Source organism: Bacillus tequilensis (assembly GCF_012225885.1).
GTDB lineage: Bacteria > Bacillota > Bacilli > Bacillales > Bacillaceae > Bacillus > Bacillus tequilensis.
The window spans coordinates 976477-1001332 of sequence record NZ_CP048852.1 but is presented as its reverse complement, the minus strand read 5'-3'; the positions used below and the strand labels follow the sequence as shown (position 1 = coordinate 1001332).

Genomic DNA, 24856 nt, shown 5'->3' with positions numbered 1-24856 from the left:
AGCTATAGAACCTCTTTTATGACACCAAATGGATGACTTGGCTGCTTTGAAATGCATCTTTGACATGGTCATGGCATGTAAAATACAAAATCTGTCTTCCGCCTTCAGATAAATCATAAAGAACGTCTAATACACGTTTCAGCCTTTCCTGATCAAAATGAACAAAGCTGTCGTCAAGCTGGAACGGAAGCCCTGCCCCATCCTGGCGCGTAACAGCCAAGGCAAACCGGATCGCTGTATACAGCTGCTCGCACGTCCCTTGTGACAGCTCTTCCGCATGATAGACAGTTCCGTCATCATGCATAACGATAATGGAGTCATCCGTTTCAGAAAAATAAATCGCCTTGTAGTTTCCGTCAGTCAGCGGGCGGAAAAATTCTCCGGCTGTCTCCAGAAGGCGCGGAAGCTCGACTTTTTTATGACGTTCCAATTTATTTGTGATTACCTGTTTAATCATTTGGATCGAGGCCCATTTTTTAGCTGACTCTTTCACACGCTCTTTTTGCATTTCGATTTGCAGCTTGAGGTCCGAGACCAAACCTGAAGCCTCTAATTGTTCCTGTTTGACAAAGTGCAATGCGATTTGACTGCGAAGCTGCCGGATCTCCTCAGTCAGCCGCTCTTTTCTATCATTCTCACTGAATTGCTTGTTTTCCAATTCAGAAAGCGTATTGGAATCCGCCAGTTCAAGCTCCTCCGGATGCCCGCCTTGAAGCTGTGCGTTTATGCGATGCAGCTTGCTCTCTGTCTCCTTCAATTGCCTGCTGATGTCTGCGATGGTGCAATACTCATTTCTGTCTTTTGCACCCGCCGCGGCAAATAACTGTTCGATCTGCGCTTGGAAATACTTTATTTCTTGTTCCAGCTCCAGCATCTGTTCCTTTGTATAATGAATATCTGTTTCAATTCCCTTTTTTTGCTTCTCGATTTCTTTTTCACGTTCAACGTTTTTTTGCAAGGTGTGAAGGGCGTCCGAAATAGAGATGTTCTGACTATGATTCTCAGACATGAGCATGCTGACTCGTTCTTCGAATGTGCGCCGGTGTTTTTTCAGCCGCCCTGCTTCAATTGTCAGCTCATGTTTTTTCTTCACTTCTTTTTTGACATCCTTCATTAAGCTGTATGCATCAAGCAAAAAAGACGGATCTTCCTTAAACCCAAGCTCATTCATAAAACGCTCGGCTTGAGTAAAGGACGGGGCCATATCGGCCTCCCACTGTTCAAACTGCTGGATGACCCTTTCATACGCCGCCTCCTTTTGCTGGAGCACTGCACGCTGTGTGATGAGATGCTGTTTATTGCGGTCATCCTCCCATAACGCTTCTCGAAGCGCTTCAGCTTCTGCCGGCGAAATGTCCGTCATCGGCTGTCTCATCCCCCGGCTGTTTCGAGAAGGCGGTGTTTTTTTTCCTGATGCAAGCCCATACACAATAAGTGCAGCGCCGATACTTATGGCGGGAATCCATTGCTGCAGCAGCAGAAAGAGGACAATGAACAACATACCAGCTGCAATGACCATCTTTTTCTGTTTCGCCTGCTGCCTTTCAAAAAAGTTCAGCTGTTCTCTCAGCTCCGCTTGTTCCTGATATTGCCCCTGTGCTTCATCATATGCTTTAAGAGCGGCTTCTTTATCTTTTCTCTGACTGTTTTCAAGGATGGCGGACGAAGCGGCTTGGACGGCCTTTTCTGCGGCTTCCAGCTCCTGCCGGGCAAGTTCAAACGTCTCATCAAGCTGCCGTTTTCGGTCTCTTGCCTGTACGTATTGCTGCACCGCCTGCTGAAGCTGCCATTCATAGTCATATGACGTGTTCATCGTCAGGAGCTCATTTTCATCCGTTTTATTGAGCTGTTCCAGCCCTGCCGCTGCCTCTGCAGACGACTGGCGCAGCTGTGCCTGAATCGCGGCGAGCTGTTCACCGCAGGACTGGTACATATGAAACGCTGCCGAAAGCTCTTGTATGAGCGTTTCCTTCGCCAACAGTTCTTTATCTGGGGTAAGCCTTTGCCTTTGTTTGTCCAGCTCCGCCATTTTCACCCGAAGCGCCTCCAGCTGTGCGGATTTCGGGTGAAAATGAGATTCATATTTTTCCAGCTGATGAAGTCCGTCAGCTGGAAATTGTCCCGCCTGTTCCGGATATTGCGCCATTTCCTGTTCAAGTGCCGCTTTTTCATGCAGCAGCGGATTCAGCTCAATGGCTCCCTCAATCGTTCGGATATATCCTGCAGTCTCTTTCAATTCAGTTTCCGCTTCTGCAAGACGGGCTTCAAGTGTTCTTTTTTCCTCAAGAATCTGGTGATAGCCCGCTTCTTCTGTTTCAGCCTGTTTTAGCTTTACTGCCAGCTGCTTAAGCGTTTCCAGCTCCTGATTCAATTGGGGATTTCGCCCGTTTGGTTTATAGAGCCTTTCGCTTTCCTTCGTCAGCCGCGAATCAAGCTTAGAAACTGCCTCAGCGCCAAACAAGCTGGAAAACAGCAGAAACTCCCCGATCTTGTCCCGATTAAAGGCGTGAATTTCCTGCAGCCCGAATACGTCAAAAGAATAGATGGCTTTATACAGCGACCTGTCCGTTCCATGGAACAGCTGCTTTAAAACATCTCCCTGCATCACTTCGCCCTTTTCTGTGTACACTCTCAGCTTTTCGGCAGTCCCTTTCGTGCGTTCAATCTTCATGACTCCGTACTCAGGATGTTCAGCTTCAAGAATACCGCCGTAGACACCGCCTGTTTTCGGTTCATATTTTTTCGTTTTCGGAAAACCGAACAGCATGCTTTCAATAAATGACATCATCGTCGTTTTTCCTGCCTCATTTAATCCGTAGATTACTTGGACAGGCGAGGCGGAAAAGTGAAAGGTCCGATTGGAAAATTTCCCGTAATTATATATATGTAAAGATTTAATTCGCAAAGCCTTCACCGCCTCATGTTTCAAGCACCTTAAGCTGCCGTTTCAGTAACATCTGTGCCTGCGCTTTTATTTCCTGTAATTCCTCTTGGCTAAACCGGTCCGCGTGCCTTCTATACACAGGATGCCGCTCAAGCCCTTCCAGCACCTCTGTCAGATCGCCGCGCTCAATGTCTGCAAATAAACCGCCAAAAAAAGGATCAAGGTTTGTAACGTTTGCTTCATTTTCTGTCTCATCATCCAATGCAAGCGGCCAAACGAAATGTTCCTCCTCCGCTTCTTGCTCCCGAAAGGCTTCAAGAAGCTCATCCAAAGTGCCTTTCGGCGCCTTCAGCAGCCATTCCGGAGCCGTTCCTTGTAATACGAGTCTTATACAAACAGGGCTCTCCTTTATCCGCAGCTTCGAAAACGTGTCCTCAATCATTTGGAAAAGGGCGGTCATATTCTTTGCCTCCGTCACATCAACAGCCGCTTTTTCCCACAGAACATCATGCGCTTTCTGAAATTCATAAGAGATGTCTCCATTTGTCACTCGAACGAGATAATAGCCTTTTTCTCCCGTCTCCTTCATATGGCGCGCTTGCGTGTTTCCCGGATAAATGACTGCCGGGTGCTCAGCAGAAAGAATCTGGCGTTTATGTATATGGCCAAGCGCCCAATAATCCATCCCGCTTTTCACAAGATCGTCATGTGTAAACGGGCAATACGGATCGTGTCCTTCAGATCCTGATAGCGTGCCGTGCAGCATACCGATATGAAACGGCGCGTCTGTTGTTTTCCGGTAATGGGCGGCTAGGTTTTCCGTTACGGCTCTGGCCTGATAACTGAAGCCGTAAATGCTTGCCGCGCGTCTCTCTTCCTTATAAAATGATTTTTCTTCAGGAAAAGCGGACGAAAAAATGTGGACATTCTCAGGCCATTCAATCGGCGTCCACTCCCCGCCCAGATGATCGTGGTTTCCAAAGATTACATAAACTGAAATCCCGCACTCTCTCAGTCTTTCAAACTGCTTTTTTAAAAAGAGCTGGGCCTTTAAGCTTCGATTGGCTTCGTCAAACAGATCCCCCGCAAGCAAAATGAAATCAACGTTTTCGCTTATTGCTGCATCTATCATGTGTCTCACGCTTGCAAACGTGCTTTCTTTAATCCGGGCAAAAATCGGTTCCGGCAGATGCGATATCCCGTAAAACGGGCTGTCGAGATGCAGATCTGCCGCATGAATAAAGGTTAGATCAGTCAACATTCTGCTCCTTTCAAGAATGAAGTACCCTTATTTTAGCACCGAATTCTTGCGAATGCACGTTCTGTATATAAAGAAACAGCCTGAGGATTCCCAGGCTGTTTTCAATCAGTTTTTCGCCAAACGAAGCGCTTGTTTGATCGCTTTGAACGCGCTTGAATTTCCGTAAATTAACACGCCGCCTTTGTAAATTCTGGCGCCGATGACGGCCAGTATGACAATGGTGAGCAGTGTGATTCCGATTCCTGTGGCCGCCTGCCAGAACGGAATATCAAGCATGCCGACACGCAAGAACATAATCATTGGTGTAAAGAATGGAATAAACGAGGTTACCGTAATAAATCCTGCATCAGGTGCATTCAAGCCGAACATCGCGATCATAAAACCAGCGACAACCAAAAGCGTCATCGGCGTGATCGTTTGCTGCACGTCCTCTATTCTTGAGACGACACTGCCGAGAAACGCGGCGAGTGTCGCGTATAAAAAGTAACCGAGCAAAAAGAAAATAACAGCATAAACGACAGTTGTTGCTGAGACATCGGTCAAATTGAAGAATCCGCCGACAGATGAAGCTGTTTCGCCCGTTTTGTTCAGCTTAAGCGACAGAGCGCCGGCTGTTATGATGACAGCAAGCTGCGTGATCCCGACAAGCCCGATGCCAACCAGCTTTGCAAACATCTGCTGGATCGGCGGCATGCTTGAGATCAGAATTTCCATGACGCGCGAAGATTTTTCGGTTGCGACCTCCATCGCAATCATGCTGGCATACATAATGACTGAGAAATAAATGACAAATAGCATAATGTAAACAAGCCCTACCGTCTGTCCAAGCTCTTCCTCAGACTTCGCTCCCTCTTTCAGCGCCTTTTGCCCGACAGTAACGGGCGCGTAAAGACTGCTGATCGTTTCCTGCGAAACACCAAGCTCGGCCGTTCCGACAGCCGTTTTGGTTTGCGTCAGGGCCTGCTGCAGCGTTTGGTACGTGCTGTCATCAGAAATCGTTAACGCTTTATATGTACCTGAAATGGTTCCTTTTCCATCTCGTTTGATGATGAGCATGCCATCGAGCGTTTCATCTTTGACTTGCTTTGTGACCTCATCCTCCGATTGCTTCGACTGCTTTACATCAAGCTCGCCGTCAGTATCCACCGCTTTCAGCTGCTTCGAGAATATCGGATACAGTTCGTTTGTTTCATCAACAACGGCGATTTTTTCTTTCGCATCATCACCTTGAAACAGAGAAATGATCGACTCCAGATTCGTAACGACTAATACAAGCAGTACTGTGATGGCTGTCGAGATCATAAAGGATTTTGCCATAATTTTATTTTTGTATGTATGAGAGAGCATGATCCAAAATTTATTCATAGACGGCCCCCACCTTTTCTATAAAAATATCATGCAGTGACGGCTCTTCAAGCTCAAACTTTCTGATAAACCCTTTTCCTTGGAGCATGGCAAATATCTCCTGAGAAATGTCTTCATTAGCGATCTGCAGCTTGACGCCGCCGGCCGTTTCCTTCCATTTGAGAATGCCTTCATGAGACTGTAAAAACCGCAGGTCGTCATCAGAATGAATGGTGACATTCTTTTTGCCGAAGGAACGTTTTATCTCCTTCAGCCTGCCTTGCACAACCGGCTTTCCTTTCTGCAATATGCAAAGGTGTTCACAAAGCTCCTCCACATGCTCCATCCGATGGCTTGAAAATAAAATAGAAACGCCGCTGTTTTTCAGAGAGACCACAGCCTCTTTTAACAGCTCAACATTGACAGGGTCGAGCCCGCTGAATGGTTCATCTAGGATCAGCAGCTCCGGCTTATGCAAAACAGCCGAAATGAATTGGATTTTCTGCTGGTTTCCCTTCGAAAGCTCCTCCACCTTCTTATTCTCGTAATCTGTAATGTTGAAGCGTTCAAGCCATGTACCGAGCTCTTTTTGAGCCTCCCGCTTCTCCATCCCTTTTAATCTGGCAAGATAGACAAGCTGATCCTTTACCTTCATTTTCGGATAAAGGCCCCGTTCTTCCGGCAAATAACCGATTTTGTTGCTGATACTGTAATTCACAGGCTGGCCCTTCCAGCTGATTGAGCCCTCCGTAATGCTTAACAAGCCCAGGATCATGCGAAACGTTGTCGTTTTTCCCGCTCCGTTTGCGCCTAATAGACCGAACATTTGCTGCTCGGGAATGTCTAAGTCCAATCCGTCAACGGCTTTATCGTCTCCAAATGTCTTTGTTACGTGATCAATCTTAAGCACCGAATCTCCTCCTTCCCTGACCCATTATATACTAATTTTGGATGGATCATAATAAAGGATTTTGATTTTCTTTTTAGAATATAAATGAAGAAAGACTGATAAACCTTGAAAATGGAGGAGAAATCTGATGGCTGATTATTTCCTTACAGCTTTTGATCCTGCGGGGAAACCACTGGTAAACGAGCGATTCGAGGCGGAAACTGAGGAAGCGGCAAAAGAGCATGGGGAAGCTCTGTTACAAGCAAAAGAGCTCCACAGTCATACCCATCGTTTAGTAAATGGAGCCGGAAAGCTGATTTTGTTTCACAGATGATCAGCTTTCCGGCAGATCTGTTACGCTTGAAACTTCGGCTCTCGTTTTTCTAAAAAGGCACGGATTCCTTCTTGATGATCCTTCGTCTTTCTCATTTTCTCTTGGGCGCTGCGCTCAAGAGAAAGCACCTTTTTCAGTTCTTCAAGCTGGAGGCTTTGAAAGATGCCTTTCGTTTCGATCATCGCCAAAAGAGGCGAGGCCAAAAGGGTTTCGATAAAGGGTCTTGCGCCTTCTGCAGGATCTCCGGCAAATGTCCCATCCAGAAGGCCCATATCAGCGGCTTCCGCGGAGGATAGTTTTTTCCCGCTCCAAATCAGCTTTTTCGCCTTCGCTTCCCCTATTCTTTTCTTCAGCAAATAATGCCCTCCGCCGTCCGGAACAAGCCCAATGCCGATAAAGTTCATTGCGAGAACGGCGTTTTTTTCCGCGAGCACAATGTCAGCGCAAAGCGCCAAACTCAGGCCCAATCCCGCGGCGGCGCCGTGAATAGCAGCAATTGTCACTTTCTTCATCTGATATAACGCCAGAGTGACAGCCTCAATCGTATCCATCAGCCGCTTAAATTGATCAGGGTCATGCTCTGACGTCATCATCCGGATATCCCCGCCAGCCGAAAAGCCTTTCCCGGTTCCTCTCAGGAGAACGATGAGCGCCTCGCTTGCAGCCGCCTTTTCAACCGCTTCCTTCAGTTCAGACAGCATCTGTTCATTCAAGGCGTGATGGGCATCGGGACGATTCAGGATAATCTCCGCAACAGCTCCATGACATTCATATTGAATAAACTCCATATAATACACCTCCATGTATGCGCTTGCTTTTTTCTTTCTCCTATACATTCCCCGCCACCCTCACATAAACCTTTTTATTTTTCAAGGTCAATAGATACTGAAAAATGCATATTGTTTGAATGGGAACATAAAGTTTTATATAGTGAAAAAGAAGGGATATTAGGATGAGAAAGGAGGAAAGGAAACATGGATAAATGGCTGATTAGTTTTCTGTTAAGTTTATTTATGGTGTACTTTCCGCCTTCGGATGTGGTTCTGCCTTCCCAGCTTGAAGCAAGCACTGACAGCTATGTACCCATGTCCTCCTATCCGCAGGAAACACAATCGGCCAAAACGCCGTCGCCCGGCAGCCTGTACCCGGCAGAGCTGAACAAAGAGTACAGTCCGCTGGCGCAGTCTGTCAGGCAGCTGTCTGTCAAGCCCCTTGACGAACCGCTGATGAACAGGCTGGAAAAGGTTTGTGCCGTGCCTGTCAAATACCAGTCTAATTACCTCCGAATCTAAATCTCCAACTTTATTTGCAACTCACCCCGCTTGGCCAACACTACATTCGGAGGGATTTCATTGAATATTAAAGAAAACGATCTGCCGGGCATCGGCAAAAAATTTGAAATTGAAACGAGAAGTCACGAAAAAATGACGATTATCATTCATGATGACGGAAGAAGAGAAATTTACAGGTTTAATGACCGGGACCCGGATGAGCTTCTTTCCAACATCTCATTGGATGATTCTGAAGCAAGGCAAATAGCCGCTATTCTAGGAGGCATGGTCTATAAACCGCAAGCGCTGGAGTCCATCGAAATGGCTTTCAGCGACCTCATCATTGAATGGTTTAAGGTTGAAAAAGGCGCCAAATCGATCGGGAGCACGCTCGGGGAGCTTGATGTCCGCCAAAACTACGATGTCACTGTAATCGCCATCATCAAACACAGTCAGGAAAAGCTTCTAAATCCCGGAGCCGATTCGGTTATTGAAGAAAATGATACACTTGTCCTCTCAGGTGAGAGAAAGCATCTGAAGAAACTGATTCACGATTTCCTTTCTGGAGAGGGCGTGTAGCCGCCGATGGATCATCTTGTATTTGAAGTCGGAACTGCGCTTGTGCTTGTGGCGTTTGCCAGTGTGATCGCCAATAAAATTAAGTTTTCGATTATTCCGTTTCTGATTGTGCTGGGAATGCTGGTTGGGCCGCACGCGCCGAAAATGGGGATTATTGACCTTACATTTATAGAAAGCAGTGAAATCATCGAGTTCTTCGGGCGGATGGGCGTACTGTTCCTCCTCTTCTATCTCGGACTCGAATTCTCCGTCGGAAAGTTAATCAAATCCGGAAAATCAATCGCGGTCGGCGGAACGATTTATATCTTGATTAACTTCAGCCTCGGAATGCTTTACGGGTTTATCACAGGTTTTTCCTTTCTGGAAGTCCTCGTCCTCGCAGGCGTCATCACCATCTCGTCAAGTGCGATTGTCGCAAAAGTCCTTGTTGATTTAAAAAGAACGGCCAATCCGGAAACCGAGCTGATTCTCGGCATTATTATGTTCGAAGATATTTTCCTTGCCGTATATTTGTCCGTTGTTTCCGGCCTTGTGCTGGGTGATGCGACAACCGCAGGGAGTGCACTCTTGTCCATTTTGATCGCCTTCGGCTATATGCTGCTGTTTTTTATCGCAGCCAGAAAACTTCCGCCGCTGTTGAATAAACTGTTAGACATTCGCTCAAATGAAGTGTTTATTATCGTCATTTTCGCAGCGCTCTTTTTTATCGCCGGGTTTTCAGAGACAATCCATGTAGCGGAAGCAATCGGCGCGCTGCTGCTCGGTTTGGTCTTTTCAGAAACAGAACATTCCGATAGGATTGAACACCTTGTCGTTCCGTTTCGTGACTTCTTCGGTGCCATGTTCTTTTTCAGCTTCGGCCTCAGCATCGATCCATTTTCGCTTGGTGACGCGGTTTGGCTTGCGTTGGGAGCGGTGATGTTGACCATTTTCGGAAACTTTATAGCCGGAATGGTTGCCGGACGGCGCGCAGGGCTCTCCCATAAGGCTTCATCGAATATCGGGCTGACGATCGTCTCTCGGGGAGAGTTTTCGATTATCGTTGCAAACCTCGGGATCGCCGGCGGACTGTCCGCCACATTAAAGCCGTTTGCCGCATTATATGTCCTCATTCTGGCGATTTTGGGACCGCTTTTAACAAAGGAATCAAAACGAATTTATCGCTTGCTGAATAAGGTTTTCAAATGGAAGCCTAATGTTCAGCCAGCAAAAAAACAAGGATAAAAAAAGCAGCACTGTGATCAGTGCTGCTTTGTCGTTTTCTCAAAAATCTGCTCTAAATATTTGATTTTTTCGTCCGTGTAGTGCTCAAAGCGCTCATTATACGATTTTGGATCTTTCGGATTGGCAAAGTGGGTGATTTTCCCTGTCTCCCGATCAATAAATTTACTTGCCGCGCCGCAGCCAATACCGATAATCGTCTGAACCTCTTCCATAATCATAATGTTGTAGATGCTTTCTTGTCCCGGCAAAGAGTATCCGACGTTTTCAAGGTTTCCAAGGATGTTTTTCTGGCGGTATAAATAGTAAGGCACGTACCCATGCTCCTTCGTCCAAACTACTGCGTCATCCATCATTTGAGAAACCTCTTCCCTGCCGGCGACTTTGTACTTATGCTTGTTTCTCGTCATTTCTGACGCCCGTTTAAAGGAAAGGGTATGAACCGTAAGTGATTCCGGCATCAGCTTTTCCGTTTCTGAAAGACTGTGTCTGAATTCCTTCACGCCTTCCCCGGGCAAGCCGATAATCAGGTCCATGTTGATATTATTCATGCCGTGCCGGCGTGACAAATGATATTTCTCAATGGTCTCCTCAACTGTATGATGCCGCCCGATCGCCTTTAGGGTTTCGTTTTCGTAGGATTGCGGATTAATGCTGATCCGGTCAATATCATATTTGTTTAAAACGGCGAGTTTTTCTTCTGTAATCGTGTCAGGACGGCCGGCTTCTACCGTGATTTCGCGAATATTTTTCACATCCGGGAAGGAGCGGACCATTTCTTCATACAGCAGGTCCATTTCCTCCGCTGTAATGCTTGTCGGCGTCCCGCCGCCAAAGTAAATGGTTGTAACCTTAACATCATGCGCCTTCAGCCATTCGCCGATTTTCTGCATTTCGTAATGCAGCCCCCATAAAAATGAACCGACTCTGCCCGCCTGTCCTTGGATCGCGTACGCGGGGAATGTGCAATACGCGCATTTTGTCGGACAGAACGGAATGCCGATATAAATGCTGACTTCATCTTTTACTCGATACAGATCCGGCACTGCCGCCAGCTGCCGGTCCACAATTTCCTGCATTAACTCGATTTTCTCATCATGAATTAAATAGTCTTTTTTCAATTCTGCGTGTGCTTGCTCCCTCGGCATTCCGCTTTGCAGCTTTTTATGAAGCAGCTTTGTCGGCCGAATCCCTGTAAGGATTCCCCATTTTTGCGTGATGCCCGTATGCGCCTGAAGAAGATTGAGATATACATAAGAAATCGTGTTTTTCACTTGCTTAAACGCTTCTTTTTCATTCATGCCGGGAGAAAAAGATTTTGTATGCTGTTCCTTTATGCACGTTTCCTTCACTTCTCCCGATACCGTCACATGCTCATCCGTTTGTAAGCAGTCTAAAGAAATGACAACATCTGCAGGCTCATCTCCGCCGTATACAAGTTCGCACTCTTCATAAAACAAATTTGCAATATTTTGAAGAGGCCGATGCAGGCGGTCATCATGTATGCCTTCTATTTTAATTTGCAACTTAATCACCTAATTTATCAGATTCAAAACTTTCTTTAGTGTACAGAAATAAACCGCTAAAATCAATCGGCAAAAAAGCCGCCGCGCCTGCCAGGGCGCGAGCGGCTTTTTTACACACGTTTCATGTGGAACTTATCAAGAAATCCTTTTCGCTGCTGCATTCGGAAATATTCCTTCATCATATAAGCGACACCTTGCTCGTCATTGGACCTTGTGACCCAATCGGCTTTTCTTTTAATCTCCGGAGCGGCGTTCCCCATCGCTACCCCAAGGCCGGCTAGTTCAATCATTGGGAGATCATCAAATTGATGGCCGATGACCACGACATCATCCATGGTCAGCCCAAGATCTGAAGCGACGAGCGCCAGCCCCGCTTCCTTCGAGACACCTTTCGGGACGATATTCAGCTTCTCATCGTTTACGCGAATTACGTCAACCGCAGGAAAGGCTTTCGTAATCGTTTCTGTAATGTCATCCTGAATATCGTGCTCTGTATACACTTCAATGACAGGCGCGCTCACCGGTTCATCCATGAGAAGGTCGCTTAATGATTCAACAAATTGGACTGGATAAAAGATCGGATCGGACGGATGAATGAGCGCTTTTCCCAGTAAATTGGAATTTACCTTTTGCTTGTTTCCAATGGAATACTTCTCGTGAAGAAGCCGAATGTTACATTGGTAGCTCTCCAGCACTTGCACAATATTAAAGGTGTGACCGTCAGAAATTCTTCTTTCAAAAAACGGGGCGTCTATTTTCTCAGCGATATATGACCCGCTATGGGTGATCAGCTTGGCATCAAGCTTCAGCGATTTTGCTATTTTCTGAGCTGAACGAAAATGGCGATTGGTCACGAGTGTGACGTAAATCCCTTTTTTCTTCACATATTCAATCGCGTCTTTTGTTGCCTGATGAATTTTCCCGTTCGACCGAAGCAGCGCTCCATCTATATTTAAGGCAAGCAATTGTTTTGACACAGAGATGTCCCCCTCCTTGATGACTGTACTTGTGTATAGGATATGACCCTGTCTCTGTGTTTAGAACAACCTTTTCAGAAAAGCAAAAAAAGCCTGGCTCAGCAGACTTTATGTTTGGCATGTTGATAGGATACGATCGAAGCAGCCATTCTCCCTAATATCGTTGTTTCGATTTACGAAAAATCATGTATCAGGAACCCCTTGTTTGACCGATGATGCGCTCTGAACACTTACTCTCTGTTGCTTATCCCCTCTATATAGCGGCATGATATGCGACCGTATCCATTTGAAATCAGGTAAGTGTAGGCGCTTTCAATGAGTATTATCTCAGTTTATCTTGCTGATGACAAGGGTTTTTTTAACTAAAAAAAGCAAACGAATTATGTATCCGAGGTCGGAGATGTTGTAAATTTCTGGATTTTAAAGCTTGACTCAGAACATATATTCTCATATAATATATATGAAAATGAAAAAGCGGTGATCAGATGGCTGATTTAAAAGATATATACAATGACGAACTGATATCTCGATTGATACACCATATAAAGGCGTCTTGTCCTGATTTTAACCAAGACCGCTTCGAGGAACAATTGCTGCTGGAAGATTGGCCTGAACTCGCTTTAAAAGAGCGGATGCGCCGCATTACAGCATCCTTATACGAAGCACTGCCAAAACAGTACAGTGAAGCGCTTGCGATTTTACGGGATACAGCTCCTCATTTTAAAGGACTCAGCGGAATTCTATTCCCTGATTATGTCGAACTGTACGGGTTAGCATACTGGGAAGAATCAATAAAGGCATTGGAATATTTCACACAATATTCTACTTCAGAATTTGCTGTGAGGCCTTTTTTACTTTTAGATCAAGAAAAAATGATTGCACAATTGCTTGCTTGGGCAGAGCATGAAAATGAACACGTGAGAAGACTGGCGAGTGAAGGAAGCAGGCCCCGTCTGCCATGGGGAAAATCGATACCTGCTTTAAAAGCGGACCCTTCCCCCATCCTGCCGATCCTTGAAAAACTGATGCAGGACGAGTCCTTGTATGTAAGGAAAAGCGTGGCCAACAACCTTAATGATATTTCAAAAACACATCCTCAATTGCTGAAAAAAGTTGCAGATCAATGGTACGGAATCCACCCCCACACCGATTGGATCATCAAACACGCCTATCGGACTTTATTAAAACAAGGTGATAAACAAGCTTTAGCGCTTTTTGGTTATGGAAACGCTGATTCGATACTATTATATGATTTCACGTGTCAACCAAGCCGTATACCGATTGGCGAAAACATTGAATTTTCTTTTTATATTCATTCAGACAGGGAACAAAAAGTTAGAATTGAGTATGCCATTGATTTCGTGAAAGCGAGAGGCCAGCGCCATCAAAAAGTATTTAAAATAGCAGAAACAACTATACGAAAAAATGAAACCAAGTCATACAAAAAAAATCATTCCTTTAAGAACCTAACAACCAGAAAACATTACAAAGGAATTCACACATTATCTGTGATCATCAATGGAGAGGCAAAAAATTCACTGGATTTCGAAGTTTGCTGAATGAATAAAAAATCCCTTCTTTTCCAAGAAGGGATTTTGCGATTAGCCTTCGACACTGCCGTAAAGCTCTTCTAAAGGCTTCATAATGATTTTGTTTAATTCTCCGATCAGCATGCTCATGCGCTGCTCCGCTTCCATCAGCTGAGAAATGGTTTCGTGCTGCTGTACAAGTGCTACGGTTTTTTGAGCCTGCATCACTTCATCCTGTGTAATTTCTTCTCCTGCCATTTGTTTTTGCTGGAGTCGCAGCTGCACATCACGGAAGTTTTCAAACATGCGCTTCGCTGATTCATCCGCGTTCACTTCATCGTAAAGGTTTTTTAAACGAGAGAACTCTTCGCTCCCGCGTAATGCATGTTCCAGATCATATGCTACATCATAAAAATTAACAGCCATTATAAATAGCTCCTTTCATCATTGCCGTTTGACATACCACTCCACTATAACAAACTATGGAGCTCCTTTCATTAATCCAAAACCATTTTCTCTTAAAAAAGGATTACAAACAGCGCTTGAATGGCACCTATGATTCCCCCGAGAAGTCCTCCCAAATAGGTAATCATTTTAAATTCTTTTTTTGAAATGGACAAAACCATTTCTTCAAGACGCTGCACTGGGAATTGATCCACCTGCTCCTTAACGATTTCCTCAAGGCGCATCCGTTTTAAGACACTTTCAAGATTGACCGAGATCCCTTCAAGCAATTTGTCTAACAGTGCCGGCAGCATTTGCTGAGTCAGCTCAGATTCATAACGGACGGTAAGCGCGCCAATGGTATTGTCGAAGAAAGGAGCAGTCGAAAATGTTTGCAGCACGCTTCGTTTCAGGCTGAAAATGAGCGCTTTTGCATTCCATTTTTCGTCCGCTTCATTAAACGTATACTCCCTCAGCTTACCCCATTCGTTTTTCAAGAGATCCGAAAGTAATTTATTTGTTTCTTCATTCCTCAAAAACTTCAGCAGCTCCGGCAGCACACGGTCTGCTAGACTTGAATTGCCTAGAAACATCTGCACCATGCTTCCAAGCATGCCGCGTTCTTTTAAGAAGTCGTCAATCATATTGCCGAGACGGATTTTTCCTTCATCACTTTCAAAATAACTGACACTGCGTGACAATATATATCCTGAGATCATCGGGATCTTTTCCTCAAGCTTTTCCTGCACTTCCAAAGGCAGCAGCTCTTTTAGCGATTGGTGCTCGTATTGGCGGAAAAGCTGGTTTAATTTATGATCCGTCCAGTTGCTGATCCATGCGTCTGCCGCTTCTTCAGGACGCTTCATCCCGGCTTTTTCCAGCGCTTCTTTTACGGTCATTTCAGAAAGTGACAGTTTTTGAATCAGCTGTTCCCCGATTTGAAGGGCCTGTATTTTGGCTGTATCAGAGACGAGCCGCTTTTTAATGCCTTCAGGTGTTAAGAGATGATTGACGACCATCAGTCCCATTTGTTTTGCCAGTTCATCCCGTCTTCTCGGAATCAACCCGGGCGTAAAAGGGACGCGTTTTCCAAACAAATAGTACGCCCTATATGGCCTAAAGAGCATTTGAATTGCTAAATGATTGGTCACCGCGCCAATGACGGCACCGATCACGATCATAAAAATAAAGGTTCCTGCAATACCCATTCCTATTCATCTTCCTCCATCTGTGCTCCAACTTTTTTTATCTAGATCATGTACCTATTCGTATTATAGAGGCTGATGCAATCACTTAGCAAACGAGGAGACAAATTCCTGTTGTCAGAAAATCAGCTTGTTCATTTGGAATAGGGCAAGGTGAAACATCGTATTCTGTAAAGTAGAATACCGTCAGCTGCGTTCGTCTTACATGTATTTAGCGTAAAGCTGCCGATACCGGCCGGCAGCTTTTGAATAAAAGGGGGAGTCTCACCATGATAACACTCGGTTTTATGTCCTTGTCCCGCCAGCATGAAGCGGACTATTCAACAGAATTAGCCAAAAGAGCACCCGAATTTGGCATACGCTTCGTCCGATTTACACCATTTGATATTTTACCTGACACCTTGCGTGTCAAAGCATCAGCCTATCACTCGGCCAGCGGCACATGGAACGAAACGGAAATGGCGATTCCAGATTATATTTACGATCGCTGTTTTTACGGCAAGGATTCACAATCCCAAAAAGCAAAGCCGATCGTTGAGTGGCTCAAGAATTATCCGGAAACGGAATTCATCGGGCGGGGCCTTCCTGATAAATGGACCGTCCTTCATGACTTGCAGCAGCACCCTGTAATCAATCCTTATATTCCGGAAACGATGAAAGTGAGCCGCTATGACCAAATCCACTCCTTTTTATCCAAAGAAAAAGCCTGCATCTTAAAACCGGCATTCGGCGCAGGAGGCAGAGGTGTAATTCTTTTAGAGCTGGGTAAGAAAAACATCACTGCCACTTATCACATCGGAAAGGATAAGCAGACAAAAACGTTTTCCAACCAGGCTTCTTTTAAGACATGGTGCAAAAAAGTGCTTCAGCATCAATATTTGCTTCAGCCTTATTTAAATATTCAAGATAAGGAACAATACCCATGCGATATCCGCCTGTTCATGGAAAAAAACGAATCAGGTGAATGGAATACAGTCGGAAAGGCAGTGAGACGCGGATACAAACACGGGCTGCTGGCGAATTTGTCAGGCGGATCTGCTGCGCAGACATTCGATTCATGGTTTGAAGATATACCGAAAAAACAGCAAGTGGTCTTGCTTGATGACGTATTCTCGATTACCCAGTCGGTTCCGTACTACCTTGACGAGCGCTATGGGCCGCTGTTTGAACTCGGCCTCGATATATGCCTTGCGAAGGACGGGAGAATATGGATCATGGATATCAATTCCAAACCGGGCAGGAAATCAATCGTGCGTGTCGCTCCCGAGCAAAAAGAACAGCTGTACACTTGTCCCCTAAAACGATGCCAATATCTGTTTTCTGAGCAAAGCCAGAAAGGAGTTATTCCGCGTGAATCGTAAACGGTTTTTGATCGGTATAGACAAAACCAGTGAAAATACCATGTTTCTGCCCGCTTCGCTGAAGCGGCCCGGACTTTTGCATGCCGCGTTCGGGACGAAGGTTGTCAGATGCCACGTTTCTTACAGGCGGCACCTGGAGCAAACCGTGCTTCTTTCTGAAAATCTGTTTCATGAGCTTTTGCTTCCCCACCGAAGCAGGGCTGATATTCTGATTCATGATCATACGGTGCACATCGGGCCGTTAATCGGCATCTTTACGGCGGGATTCACCGCATCTCTAGAGCGCCCTTTTAAGGATCGCTCCCTCTTTTTTTCTAAGCTCGTCACATTACACGAGCAATCCGGAGGCTACTGCTTCGTTTTTGGCGCGCACCAAATCAATTGGGAGGAAGGGACGATTGAAGGGCTCCTTTACAGGGAAAACGGCTGGGAGAAAAAAATCGTTCCATTGCCGAACGTCGTTTATGACCGTTTGCCGAACCGAAAAATCGAAGGTTCACTTCTTTTGCAGCATACAAAAAAGAGATTGATCGATGAATATCAAATCCCGTGGTTTAATAAAACGTTTTTCAATAAATGGAACGTTCATCAATTGCTTGAAAAAGATCCGCGAACAGCTCCTTTTTTGCCGAAATCTGAGCTGACACCCTCTGAGGAGCGGATTGATGAGCTCTGTGATGCATACAAAAAAGTCTATATCAAACCAGCGAACGGAGCACTCGGCACTGGCATTTATCAGCTGACAAAAACAGACGATGGCCTGACGGTGAAGCATACGAATGACGCCAAAACGTTTTCTTCAATCGAATATGCCGATGCCGCCGCATTTCTGGCAGAATTTCAAAAGCAGCACGAACCGTCTGATTTTCTCATTCAGCAAGGCGTCGATCTCATCGAATTTCAAGGTAAGCCAGCGGATTTCCGTGTCCATACCAATAAAAACAGAAAAGGGAAATGGACAGTGACAGCAATAGCCGTAAAAATTTCTGGAGAAAACAGCATTACAACACATCTTTCTAACGGAGGAGCCGTAAAAACACTTGCAGAAGTATACGAAGATCCCGCAGAAAGAAATGAGGTCATTAAAAAACTTTCTGCTGCAGCGCTGACGGCAAGCCATGTGCTTCACGATCATATCGAAGGGTTTATCGGGGAGATTGGTTTTGATTTTGGCATTGATCAGAACGGGAAGGTATGGATGTTTGAAGCCAATTCACGGCCGGGCCGCAGTATTTTTTCTCATCCGAATTTGCATCATGTTGATTCTCTGACAAAACGAAGAAGCTTTGAATACGCGTCATATTTATCTGAGAAGGCAATCACATCCCCTGAAGCTCTGTGGCCTTCGTAGGCTGTCCGCTTTTTTTAATAAAGCGGGCTTATCTTTATCCAAAGCTTGGACAAACTGCATCATCAAAAATCCTTCAATGATGCTCTGCAACAGTGATACAATAAACATCATTCGTTTTATTCAAGTTAATGAATACCAAATGTAAGGAGCGTGGCCGTCATGATTTCTCATTTCAGCTGGAAACCTTTGTTCCAAAAAGAAAAGCTGCCCGGATGGAGCATTTCATTTTATTATAAAGGAACCCATTATGAAGGCATTTATCATAAGAGCGGTGAGATTGAATGGGGAGATGTGTTTCCCGCCCGTGCTGACCAGCCTGCTCTTACAAACGAGATACATGAACTGATGCTTTTTCATATTTATGACTAGCTTAGCCTGAACGGCTAAGCTTTTTTATGCCTTCTCAAGATTTACCACTCGATTTTCCGCATGAGTTTCCGGCGATTTTAACATAATACGTAGTAACAAGCAGGCAAAGCATTGGGTTACGCCGAGACGGCAGTGACACCCGAGACGGGTCCGCAGACTGGTGCAACTCCAGTTAACCCAACCATACTAAACAAAAAAGGAGATTTTACACATGGCTAACCAAAACTCTTCAAATGACTTACTAGTACCTGGCGCAGCTCAGGCTATCGATCAAATGAAACTTGAAATCGCTTCTGAATTCGGCGTTAACCTTGGAGCGGATACAACTTCCCGCGCTAACGGTTCTGTCGGAGGAGAAATCACAAAACGTTTAGTATCTTTTGCTCAGCAGCAAATGGGCGGCAGAGTACAATAACAATTCAATATATGGCTATAGAGAGAGCGCGGTTTCCGCGCTCTCTTTAGATTATTGACAAGATCCTAAAACTGTTTATGTTTTAGGATCTTGTCATCTTTTCAGCGTGATTGAAAGCCCTTGAAGTCTAGGAAAGATGAGCATCGGAGCGCAGCGAATGCTGAAATTCGTGAGCACCGAAGCACAGCCTTGACAACGAATGCGAGGGTTTGTCTACACGCTGAAGGCGCGGTTTCCGCGCTCTCTTGATATTTGTCACCCTTTTTCCTGTTCCACATATCCTAGGAAAAAGGGAGGGAATACGGATGGCATTCATCACTTTTTTGAATTGGGAGCTGGTTCAGTTTGTAAATATATCCATGATTCATGAATATGTTTCCCATCATTCTGTTTGCTTGTACAGGTATTCTTTCCCGCGCTGTTCAAACTGAGAGCATCCTCTTATAATGAAGGGCGAGGAGGTATTTTGATGAAAATCGCTTTATTTGGAGCCAGCGGCCGTGTCGGACAAGCCTTTATCAAACAAGCTGCCGCAGATGGACAATTTGACGTTTACGCTCTGGTCAGATCGCAACATACAGAGCTTCCCCTTCCAAAAGACCGAATCGTCATGGGAAACGCGCGCAGCCGGGAAGATGTGAAAAAAGTGATGAAGGATGCGGAAATCGTGATCAGCTGTCTTGGCACAGATGGTGATGATACCCTGTCAGCAACTATGACACACATTATCGGCATTATGCGAAAACAGCATATCAAACGGCTGATTACAATCGGCACCGCAGGCATTCTTGATTCACGATATGAACCGGGAAAATTCCGGTTTGAAACAAATGAATCGAAACGAAGGCAGACCCGCGCGGCCAAAGAGCATGCAAAAGTATACGAAATGCTTAAAGAATCATCATTAGACTGGACACTCATCTGCCCCACTTACCTCCCGGACGGAACAGCAACTGGCGTTTATCGTACGGAGCGTAACGTTTTGCCTGAGGGCGGCACAAGCATTTCGGTCGGCGATACTGCGGACTTTTTATATCGTGAGCTCGTTACAGGTAAGTATGTCGGATATCGAGTCGGACTGGCTTATTAACTACATAAACTAAAAACCCAAAACACGATTGTTTTGGGTTTTTGAGCGTTATGCAATGGAATGTTTCTGGCCCTTTTGCAGCTTATACATTTGATAATATTGGCCTTTAACGGCCATCAATTCCTCATGGTTCCCTCTCTCAACAATTTCTCCTTTATCAAGGACCAAAATCTGATCCGCGTTTCTGATTGTTGACAGCCGGTGGGCGATGACGAAGGTAGTGCGCCCTTGTTTCACGACATCGAGCGCCTTCTGGATCACAGCTTCTGTCTCAGTATCAATATGCGCCGTTGCTTCATCTAAAATCAAAATGGCAGGATCAAACGCCAAAGCTCTTGCGAAAGAAATTAACTGCCGCTCTCCAGAGGACAGCGTGCTGCCTTTTTCAATCACTGGTTCATTGATGCCTTTCGGAAGCTTTTTCAGAAGCGGCTCGGCACCGACTTGACGCAGTGCTTTTTTCATATCTTCTTCGGTCATTCTTTCGTCATCCAGACTTACGTTAGATCCGATTGTGCCCGAGAATAAGTACGGGTCCTGAAGCACAATGCCCATATGGGATCTAAGCTCCTGTCTTGACATGTTGTAAATGCTTTTCCCATCAATCAGCACATCCCCCTTTTGCGCGTCATAAAAACGAAACAGGAGATTCAAAATTGAGCTTTTTCCTGATCCGGTATGACCGACGAGCGCTACAGTTTCTCCTTTTTGCGCGGTAAAGGAAATATGTTTTAATACCTCTTCACCATCTTGATAGGCAAATGACACATCGCGAAATTCCACCCGCCCCAGCGCTCGCTCCTTCGCCGGTTCACCCGCTTCTTCTGTATTTTTTTCGTCAAGCAATTCAAAAACACGTCCGGCAGAAACCCGTGCAAGCTCCAGTTTTGAAAACTGATTGACGATGCCTGTAATCGGCTGAAATAACCGGTTTAAATAATCGACAAACGCGTAAAGCACACCGATAGAAACAATCCCGGCCGCATTCAGGCTTGCACCGCCAAAATGCCAGATCAGACTGACAAACGCAAGGTTGCGGATGACATTGACAAGGTTATGGGACATTAACGAGTTTAAATTCAGCATCCTGTTTTGAAAATAAAAATGAGATTCGTTTAATTCTTCAAATTCCCTCATCGTTTCTTTTTGATGACGGAAAGCCTGAATAATCGGCATACCTTGAATGGACTCATTCATTTTTGCGTTAATGTCACTGTTGATCGAGCGGATTTTCCGATTGTAATATGACGCGTATTTTCGGTATATGACTGACCACAGCCAGATCATCGGCACGATTGCCAGACACACAAACGCGAGCTTAACATCCAGCAAAAACAATGCTGTGAATATCCCGAGCATATAGATTCCGCTTGTCACAAAGGTCGACAGCACTGTGACATATAAATCCCTGATGGCCTCCGTATCGTTGGTAATCCTCGCAACCACTTTTCCGGCCGGAAGATTGTCAAAATAGCGGATCGGCATTTTCTGAATGTGAGAAAACACGTCCTCTCTCATCTTTTGAACAATCCGATTGGCGCTCATCTGCAGCAAATAATGCTGTCCGTATTGAAAGAATACAGAAAAGACAAGCAGCCCCCCATACAGGCAAATTAGAAACACCATTCCCTTTATTTCCGGCTGATAGAACCCGAAAAGCTCCTGCTTTGTCAGCTTTTTGGCAGCATATGTCCGGCTCTTGTCTCCGTTTGTGATCGTCAGCTTTCCGTCAGAAACCGTTCTGTTCCCGTCAAAGCTGACAGCCTGATCAACAAAATAGAATGCCGTTCCCACTTGATAAATATGAGCTTCTTTTTCTTTTGAAACAGGCCCCTGCATACGGTCCTCTCTCACATATGAGGCGCCGTGAAACTGAACGGCGTTTTTATTTTTTCCCGCAGCTTCATACCATGCTTTCTCAATGCCGAGGATATGGTCATCAATCATTTTTTTGCCGATAAACGGTCCGGTCAGTTCTGCCCCGACTGCAACCGTTAGCAATAGGACGGCTGTGATCAGCATTTTTCGATAAAGGAGTGCGTATCTCCATAGTGTTTTTCCTGTTTTCACGCCCCTGCTCCCCCTTCATTCGCAGTGAACAGCTGCTGTCTTTCATATTGTTCCCGATACCATCCATTATTGGCCAGCAGTTCTTGATGCGTGCCTCTCTCAGCAATAACGCCGCCATCCATCACTAGAATCAGGTCAGCATGCTCTACCGCGGATAAACGGTGCGTCAAAATAAATGTCGTTTTCCCTTTTCGGTTTTCTCTGATGTTCCTGATAATGGCCGCCTCTGTTTTGGCATCTACAGCGGAAAGCGAATCATCCAGGATCAAAATCTCCGGATTCGCCATGAGGGCTCTGGCAATCGAAATTCTTTGTTTCTGCCCGCCTGACAGCGCCACGCCTTTTTCGCCGACCATTGTCTCCAGGCCGGACGGAAGCATGTGTAAATCCTTTTCGAAGTGTGCTTCAGCGATGGCTTGCCGAACCTCTTCATCACTTGCATCCTGTTTTCCATATAAAATATTTTCTTTTACAGTCCGCGAAAACAGCAAATGATCCTGCGGCACATATCCGATCCACCCGCGGAGCCGGTCAAGAGGGATCTGCTCAATCGGCACGTCTGAGAATGTGATGCTTCCTTTACCGGCAGGATACTGGCGCAAAAGCTGTTTAATAATCGTCGTTTTTCCACTTCCGGTTTTACCGGCGATCCCGACAGTCTGCCCTTTTCGCACTGTAAATGAAACATCCTGAATATTGGCGCTTGCTGAGCTGGGATATGTAAAGCCGACATGGCTGAATATGATATCTCCAGGCTCTTTCAATGCAGCGGGCTGCTTTGGATCGGTTACGTCCGGCTCATAAGAAAGGGTTTCATTTACCCTGTCTAGTGACGCATTGCCTCTCTGCATCACATTGATGAGTTCACCGATTGCAAACATCGGCCAAATCATCATGCCGAGATAAACATTAAAGGAAACAAGCTCGCCAAGCGTCAGCTCGTTCCGGAACACAAGAAACGCTCCGTAGCCGAGCCCGATCAGATAGCTGGCGCCGACGAGCAGCTTTACCGTCGGCTCAAACAGGGAATCAATAAAAGCCACTTTCATATTTTTCTGATACACATCGGCGGTCATTTCATGAAACCGGCGGACATCATTTGTTTCCTGTACATACGCGCGAATCACCCGCACGCCTGAAACAGATTCAAGCACCTTGTCATTCAGCGCCCCGAATGCATTTTGGGCTTCCGTAAACCGCTCATGAATTTTACTTCCGTATAGACTGATGGCAATCGCCATAATAGGAAGCGGAATAATGGCGGCAAAGGTCAGCTTCCAGCTGATCAAAGATCCCATTGTCAAAAAGATCGTCAACATAAACATCGTAGAGTCGACTAATGTTAAGATGCCAAACCCCGTCGTTAAACTGACAGCCTGAAGATCATTCGTCCCCCGCGCCATTAAATCACCTGTCCGGTTTTTTTCATAAAACGGAGGCGACATAGTCAGCAGATGTCCCACCAGCTTCGTACGGAGAATTTTCTCCATCAGATTCGCTCCTCCGAACAGCTGATGCATCCAAAAATAAGACATGATATACACAGCGGCCGTCAGCACAAAAAAGATACCGATATAAAACAGCATCCCTTCCGCAGTAAACGCCCCTGATTTCATATCATCTATGGCGTTCCCCAAAAGCTTAGGCGGAAACATTTCAATGACATTAACCCCTAATAAAAGCACAATCGCAATCGTATAGCGCAACCAGTAGGCTTTAAAAAACCAGCCTAGCTTTTTCAATACTGAAAACATTTATCTCCGCCTCCTCATCAGCCGCCTTCTATTTTCTCCTTGCAGCTTTTTTCACTCAGTTTGCTATGAGCTGTCCTCGTCTCTGGATTTGTCTTCACATCCCATACACCTGTCTTTCCGTAAGATTTGTATATAAAAAAGGCATGAAGCGTCAGCTCCATGCCTTTTTTAACCAATATAAATGCACAGCGCTTTTCAGCGCGCGGCCAGGCCTAAAAAACCATTCAATCAATCAGGACACAGGGTTTGCCGCGCCAATATGAAACTGTTTTGTAAAGACACAAATTCTTTGGCATAGCAAACCCTCCTTCCATTCCGTTTTCATCTTTTTTCCATCATATAAACAAAACCTTTTTTTGTCAATCACTACTTGAATAGGAAAAGGTTAATAGTTCTCGAATCCGGGTATTGTGCTGTAAGACGTTTTTGAAAGGGTGAGAATGATGTTTCATGCTGACCGTATCATCGTTGCGTTTGACGGAAGTGAAAATAGTAAGAAAGCGCTGCAGACAGCCATCGATCTTGCTAAAACCGTAAATGCCGCCATTACCGTCGCCCATTCACATGATATGAAAGACAATCAGACCGTCATCGACCCGCCGAGGCCCGCATCCGGGGCAAGCTATATTGGCGGAGGCATGGCAAGTGTTCCTGAGCCGCTTATTTCAGACGTTGCACCGCCAGAGCCCATGATCTATGAAGACCGTACAGAAGAAGTCATCGCCGAAGCCAGAATGATGCTGAATAATCAGCAGGCAGATGGAGATATCGATATATTAGAAGGCGATCCGGCTGAATCCATTATCGAGCATGCAAACCGCATGTCTGCCGATATGATCGTAACCGGAAGCAGAGACCAAAACAAGCTGAAAAAGCTATTATTCGGAAGTGTAAGCGAAAAGCTTTCAGCAAAATCGGATATACCCGTTCTGATCGTGAAGTGAGCATGCTCTGTGCTCACTTTTTTATATTCATAATTGTG

Annotated in this window: 22 protein-coding genes and 1 pseudogene; 12 read left to right on the top strand and 11 right to left on the bottom strand. The window is 45.5% G+C overall.

What is annotated here, in order from left to right; translation table 11 throughout:
- Nucleotides 1–16: 16 nt before the first annotated feature.
- The 4 genes from G4P54_RS05275 to G4P54_RS05260 all read right to left on the bottom strand — a co-directional run bounded on the left by G4P54_RS05275 (nucleotide 17) and on the right by G4P54_RS05260 (nucleotide 6399).
- Nucleotides 17–2914 carry an ATP-binding protein gene (locus tag G4P54_RS05275; protein WP_167873827.1) on the bottom strand — a complete coding sequence of 966 codons (2898 nt, stop codon included), beginning with the start codon at nucleotides 2912–2914 and terminating at the stop codon, nucleotides 17–19.
- Nucleotides 2915–2918: 4 nt separating this feature from the next.
- Nucleotides 2919–4145, bottom strand: a complete 1227-nt coding sequence (locus G4P54_RS05270) for a metallophosphoesterase family protein (RefSeq protein WP_167871999.1) — start codon at nucleotides 4143–4145, stop codon at nucleotides 2919–2921.
- A gap of 105 nt (nucleotides 4146–4250) precedes the next feature.
- Nucleotides 4251–5510, bottom strand: a complete 1260-nt coding sequence (locus G4P54_RS05265; RefSeq protein ID WP_024712877.1) for an ABC transporter permease — start codon at nucleotides 5508–5510, stop codon at nucleotides 4251–4253.
- Nucleotides 5503–6399 (bottom strand): ABC transporter ATP-binding protein, encoded by an 897-nt coding sequence (locus tag G4P54_RS05260; RefSeq protein WP_024712876.1) that lies wholly within the window; start codon nucleotides 6397–6399, stop codon nucleotides 5503–5505. The genes G4P54_RS05265 and G4P54_RS05260 overlap by 8 nt, the downstream gene beginning before the upstream one ends.
- Nucleotides 6400–6526: 127 nt before the next feature.
- Here G4P54_RS05260 and G4P54_RS05255 point away from each other — a divergent pair, with 127 nt between their 5' ends.
- Nucleotides 6527–6712: a YhzD family protein gene (locus G4P54_RS05255; protein ID WP_167871998.1), complete on the top strand. Its 186-nt coding sequence runs from the start codon at nucleotides 6527–6529 to the stop codon at nucleotides 6710–6712.
- Nucleotides 6713–6732: 20 nt separating this feature from the next.
- Here the strand turns inward: G4P54_RS05255 and G4P54_RS05250 are convergent, their stop codons facing one another.
- Entirely contained in the window at nucleotides 6733–7500 is a 768-nt protein-coding gene (locus G4P54_RS05250; protein WP_024712874.1) for an enoyl-CoA hydratase, read from the bottom strand.
- Between the two features lie 164 nt (nucleotides 7501–7664).
- On the opposite strand from G4P54_RS05250, the pseudogene G4P54_RS05245 reads away from it, so the two are divergent.
- The 3 genes and pseudogenes from G4P54_RS05245 to khtU all read left to right on the top strand — a co-directional run bounded on the left by G4P54_RS05245 (nucleotide 7665) and on the right by khtU (nucleotide 9786).
- Nucleotides 7665–8004, top strand: a pseudogene (locus G4P54_RS05245) (hypothetical protein).
- Between the two features lie 60 nt (nucleotides 8005–8064).
- Nucleotides 8065–8562, top strand: coding sequence for a K(+)/H(+) antiporter subunit KhtT (khtT, locus tag G4P54_RS05240; protein ID WP_024712872.1), 498 nt, complete (start codon nucleotides 8065–8067; stop codon nucleotides 8560–8562).
- Nucleotides 8563–8568: 6 nt separating this feature from the next.
- On the top strand, nucleotides 8569–9786 hold the full coding sequence (gene khtU / locus G4P54_RS05235; protein WP_167871997.1) for a K(+)/H(+) antiporter subunit KhtU: 1218 nt from the start codon (nucleotides 8569–8571) through the stop codon (nucleotides 9784–9786).
- 17 nt (nucleotides 9787–9803) lie between these two features.
- Here the strand turns inward: khtU and G4P54_RS05230 are convergent, their stop codons facing one another.
- Nucleotides 9804–11309: a coproporphyrinogen III oxidase gene (locus G4P54_RS05230; RefSeq protein WP_167871996.1), complete on the bottom strand. Its 1506-nt coding sequence runs from the start codon at nucleotides 11307–11309 to the stop codon at nucleotides 9804–9806.
- A gap of 110 nt (nucleotides 11310–11419) precedes the next feature.
- On the bottom strand, nucleotides 11420–12286 hold the full coding sequence (locus G4P54_RS05225; RefSeq protein WP_167871995.1) for a Cof-type HAD-IIB family hydrolase: 867 nt from the start codon (nucleotides 12284–12286) through the stop codon (nucleotides 11420–11422).
- A gap of 485 nt (nucleotides 12287–12771) precedes the next feature.
- Between G4P54_RS05225 and G4P54_RS05220 the strand changes: the two genes are divergently transcribed.
- The gene (locus G4P54_RS05220; protein ID WP_167871994.1) at nucleotides 12772–13845 is read left to right on the top strand and encodes a DNA alkylation repair protein; all 1074 of its coding nucleotides are present in this window, start codon (nucleotides 12772–12774) and stop codon (nucleotides 13843–13845) included.
- Between the two features lie 42 nt (nucleotides 13846–13887).
- Here G4P54_RS05220 and G4P54_RS05215 read toward each other — a convergent pair whose 3' ends face one another.
- A complete protein-coding gene (locus G4P54_RS05215) occupies nucleotides 13888–14241 on the bottom strand; it encodes a YlbF/YmcA family competence regulator (RefSeq protein WP_167871993.1) in 354 nt (117 codons plus the stop codon).
- A gap of 92 nt (nucleotides 14242–14333) precedes the next feature.
- Nucleotides 14334–15467 carry a DUF445 domain-containing protein gene (locus G4P54_RS05210; RefSeq protein ID WP_167871992.1) on the bottom strand — a complete coding sequence of 378 codons (1134 nt, stop codon included), beginning with the start codon at nucleotides 15465–15467 and terminating at the stop codon, nucleotides 14334–14336.
- Between the two features lie 266 nt (nucleotides 15468–15733).
- On the opposite strand from G4P54_RS05210, the gene spaC reads away from it, so the two are divergent.
- The 6 genes from spaC to G4P54_RS05180 all read left to right on the top strand — a co-directional run bounded on the left by spaC (nucleotide 15734) and on the right by G4P54_RS05180 (nucleotide 20050).
- Nucleotides 15734–16825, top strand: a complete 1092-nt coding sequence (gene spaC / locus G4P54_RS05205) for a spore coat associated protein SpaC (protein WP_167871991.1) — start codon at nucleotides 15734–15736, stop codon at nucleotides 16823–16825.
- On the top strand, nucleotides 16815–18176 hold the full coding sequence (yheD, locus tag G4P54_RS05200) for a spore coat associated protein YheD (protein WP_167871990.1): 1362 nt from the start codon (nucleotides 16815–16817) through the stop codon (nucleotides 18174–18176). The genes spaC and yheD overlap by 11 nt, the downstream gene beginning before the upstream one ends.
- A gap of 150 nt (nucleotides 18177–18326) precedes the next feature.
- Nucleotides 18327–18545 carry a YheE family protein gene (locus tag G4P54_RS05195; protein WP_167871989.1) on the top strand — a complete coding sequence of 73 codons (219 nt, stop codon included), beginning with the start codon at nucleotides 18327–18329 and terminating at the stop codon, nucleotides 18543–18545.
- 211 nt (nucleotides 18546–18756) lie between these two features.
- Nucleotides 18757–18960, top strand: a complete 204-nt coding sequence (gene sspB / locus G4P54_RS05190; RefSeq protein ID WP_003233287.1) for a beta type acid-soluble spore protein SspB — start codon at nucleotides 18757–18759, stop codon at nucleotides 18958–18960.
- A 305-nt stretch (nucleotides 18961–19265) separates the two neighbouring features.
- Nucleotides 19266–19391 (top strand): hypothetical protein, encoded by a 126-nt coding sequence (locus G4P54_RS05185; RefSeq protein WP_167871988.1) that lies wholly within the window; start codon nucleotides 19266–19268, stop codon nucleotides 19389–19391.
- A gap of 38 nt (nucleotides 19392–19429) precedes the next feature.
- Entirely contained in the window at nucleotides 19430–20050 is a 621-nt protein-coding gene (locus G4P54_RS05180) for an NAD(P)-dependent oxidoreductase (protein WP_167871987.1), read from the top strand.
- 48 nt (nucleotides 20051–20098) lie between these two features.
- On the opposite strand, the gene bmrD is transcribed toward G4P54_RS05180, so the two are convergent.
- Nucleotides 20099–22120, bottom strand: a complete 2022-nt coding sequence (bmrD, locus tag G4P54_RS05175) for a multidrug resistance ABC transporter ATP-binding protein/permease BmrD (RefSeq protein ID WP_167871986.1) — start codon at nucleotides 22118–22120, stop codon at nucleotides 20099–20101.
- Nucleotides 22117–23874, bottom strand: coding sequence for a multidrug ABC transporter ATP-binding protein BmrC (gene bmrC / locus G4P54_RS05170; protein WP_167871985.1), 1758 nt, complete (start codon nucleotides 23872–23874; stop codon nucleotides 22117–22119). The genes bmrD and bmrC overlap by 4 nt, the downstream gene beginning before the upstream one ends.
- Before the next feature lie 443 nt (nucleotides 23875–24317).
- On the opposite strand from bmrC, the gene G4P54_RS05165 reads away from it, so the two are divergent.
- Entirely contained in the window at nucleotides 24318–24818 is a 501-nt protein-coding gene (locus G4P54_RS05165) for a universal stress protein (RefSeq protein WP_024712859.1), read from the top strand.
- The last annotated feature ends 38 nt before the right edge of the window (nucleotides 24819–24856 follow it).

What these genes read in the sequence shown, in the direction of transcription:
- G4P54_RS05210 (WP_167871992.1), bottom strand. Translation starts at nt 15,467, where the DNA reads ATGGGTATTGCAGGAACCTTTATTTTTATGATCGTGATCGGTGCCGTC.
- spaC (WP_167871991.1), top strand. Translation starts at nt 15,734, where the DNA reads ATGATAACACTCGGTTTTATGTCCTTGTCCCGCCAGCATGAAGCGGAC.
- bmrC (WP_167871985.1), bottom strand. Translation starts at nt 23,874, where the DNA reads ATGTTTTCAGTATTGAAAAAGCTAGGCTGGTTTTTTAAAGCCTACTGG.
- G4P54_RS05265 (WP_024712877.1), bottom strand. Translation starts at nt 5,510, where the DNA reads ATGAATAAATTTTGGATCATGCTCTCTCATACATACAAAAATAAAATT.
- G4P54_RS05255 (WP_167871998.1), top strand. Translation starts at nt 6,527, where the DNA reads ATGGCTGATTATTTCCTTACAGCTTTTGATCCTGCGGGGAAACCACTG.
- sspB (WP_003233287.1), top strand. Translation starts at nt 18,757, where the DNA reads ATGGCTAACCAAAACTCTTCAAATGACTTACTAGTACCTGGCGCAGCT.
- G4P54_RS05215 (WP_167871993.1), bottom strand. Translation starts at nt 14,241, where the DNA reads ATGGCTGTTAATTTTTATGATGTAGCATATGATCTGGAACATGCATTA.
- G4P54_RS05180 (WP_167871987.1), top strand. Translation starts at nt 19,430, where the DNA reads ATGAAAATCGCTTTATTTGGAGCCAGCGGCCGTGTCGGACAAGCCTTT.
- G4P54_RS05165 (WP_024712859.1), top strand. Translation starts at nt 24,318, where the DNA reads ATGTTTCATGCTGACCGTATCATCGTTGCGTTTGACGGAAGTGAAAAT.
- G4P54_RS05185 (WP_167871988.1), top strand. Translation starts at nt 19,266, where the DNA reads ATGGCATTCATCACTTTTTTGAATTGGGAGCTGGTTCAGTTTGTAAAT.
- G4P54_RS05220 (WP_167871994.1), top strand. Translation starts at nt 12,772, where the DNA reads ATGGCTGATTTAAAAGATATATACAATGACGAACTGATATCTCGATTG.
- G4P54_RS05270 (WP_167871999.1), bottom strand. Translation starts at nt 4,145, where the DNA reads ATGTTGACTGATCTAACCTTTATTCATGCGGCAGATCTGCATCTCGAC.
- khtU (WP_167871997.1), top strand. Translation starts at nt 8,569, where the DNA reads ATGGATCATCTTGTATTTGAAGTCGGAACTGCGCTTGTGCTTGTGGCG.
- G4P54_RS05250 (WP_024712874.1), bottom strand. Translation starts at nt 7,500, where the DNA reads ATGGAGTTTATTCAATATGAATGTCATGGAGCTGTTGCGGAGATTATC.